The sequence below is a fragment of the Bacillus sp. M13(2017) genome, from assembly GCF_002218325.1.
In the GTDB taxonomy this organism is placed as follows: Bacteria; Bacillota; Bacilli; order Bacillales; family Bacillaceae_G; genus Bacillus_A; species Bacillus_A thuringiensis_K.
The window spans coordinates 1-1,247 of record NZ_KZ268544.1 but is presented as its reverse complement, the minus strand read 5'-3'; the positions used below and the strand labels follow the sequence as shown (position 1 = coordinate 1,247).

Sequence of the window (1,247 nt, the reverse complement as noted above, 5' to 3'; positions counted from 1 at the left end):
TTGCTTTATACCGCGATTTTACTTCGGCACAATTTATCATCTACCGAAAAATTTAACGCCTAATTCATTACGCTTTGTTTCATCATCAACTTGCGATAGAGCTTGTGCAATCTCGGTCATTGCTGCTGAACCTTCTTTACCACCATCAGCTACAGCTTGACCCCATTTTTGAACTTGTTCTGCTGAAATTTGTGTACCTTCAAGGGCTTCTTTCATTGCTTTATCGACACCTTGACCGAATTCAGCTGCTTTAACACGTCCCTCCTTCAAACCATCTAAGAGATTATCGATCATTTACATTCAACGTGATTCGCAACGTCACGCCCGTTCTTTTATGAACTACTATACGTCACCGCATAGATTAGACTATATCTTCAACTACTTGAGTTGCTCCCCGTTTCGAGTGTCATTTGCTTACACCCTACGTCTTTCGACTAGTCGTTGCACGTTCCTTAATTAAAAGGCTTCGCTCAGTATTGTCTCATTTGAGAGTTTCACTGAATTAAAGGAGTTTTTCATTGTATGTCACCATACAAGGGAACTATAATCTAATTCCATGTACCTGTTTCAACCCCAGCTGCCATGATCGCTTGGACCTCTTCAGCGTTGTAGCCTGCTCGCGTCAGCTGACCACCATATTCAGCGATAATATCTAATTGTTCCGGTGGAAAACCCATTTTTAATAGGGCATCAGCCATACCAAGAGCGCCTTCTTGTGAAATGCCTAATTCATTACCGATTTCATTCGTTTCTTGAATTAATTCAGTAAAATCTATACCAGCATAAGCATTAGAAATAACAGCTGCACTCTTTACGAAAGAAGCATTTGCTTCATCACTAACATCTTTATTCAAAGCCCATTGTCTTCTTACACCCTCAAGTGCTTCTTCTGCATCTAATCCATAGGCTGAAATTCCTCTCACAGCATCCTCTACTGATTTTTTTGAGGATTCAGGAACATCAAATCCTATTTCAATTTTTGTTTTTAGCTTCGACATGTCCATTGCTTTTTCAATAGCGGTTGCAATTCCACCACCTGCTGCCAATCCACCAATGACATTTTCAAGCCCTACTTTTAAGCCTTCAAACTTTTTCTCTGTCCTGCCAGCTTCTTGTTGTAAATCTCTTAATTCATTTTGCACTTGCCGTATTGAGTTGCCAGCATCCACAGATCGGAGTGCTCGTTGCAATTTATCAATATCTGTTCCTGCCCCTAATGCTTCACGACCGATGATTCCAATTGCTTG

At 40.7% G+C, this 1,247-nt stretch carries 1 protein-coding gene and 1 pseudogene; both read right to left on the bottom strand.

The window, feature by feature from the left end; all coding sequences use genetic code 11:
- Positions 1 to 36: 36 nt before the first annotated feature.
- Complete coding sequence (locus tag CGQ22_RS31200) at positions 37 to 294, bottom strand: hypothetical protein (protein ID WP_089149806.1); 258 nt, start codon at positions 292 to 294, stop codon at positions 37 to 39.
- 254 nt (positions 295 to 548) lie between these two features.
- Positions 549 to 1,247, bottom strand: a pseudogene (locus tag CGQ22_RS31195) (hypothetical protein); the annotation flags it as partial.

Bases quoted from the DNA above. Each gene is read 5' to 3' on its own strand.
- CGQ22_RS31200 (WP_089149806.1), bottom strand. From the start codon at position 294: ATGATCGATAATCTCTTAGATGGTTTGAAGGAGGGACGTGTTAAAGCA.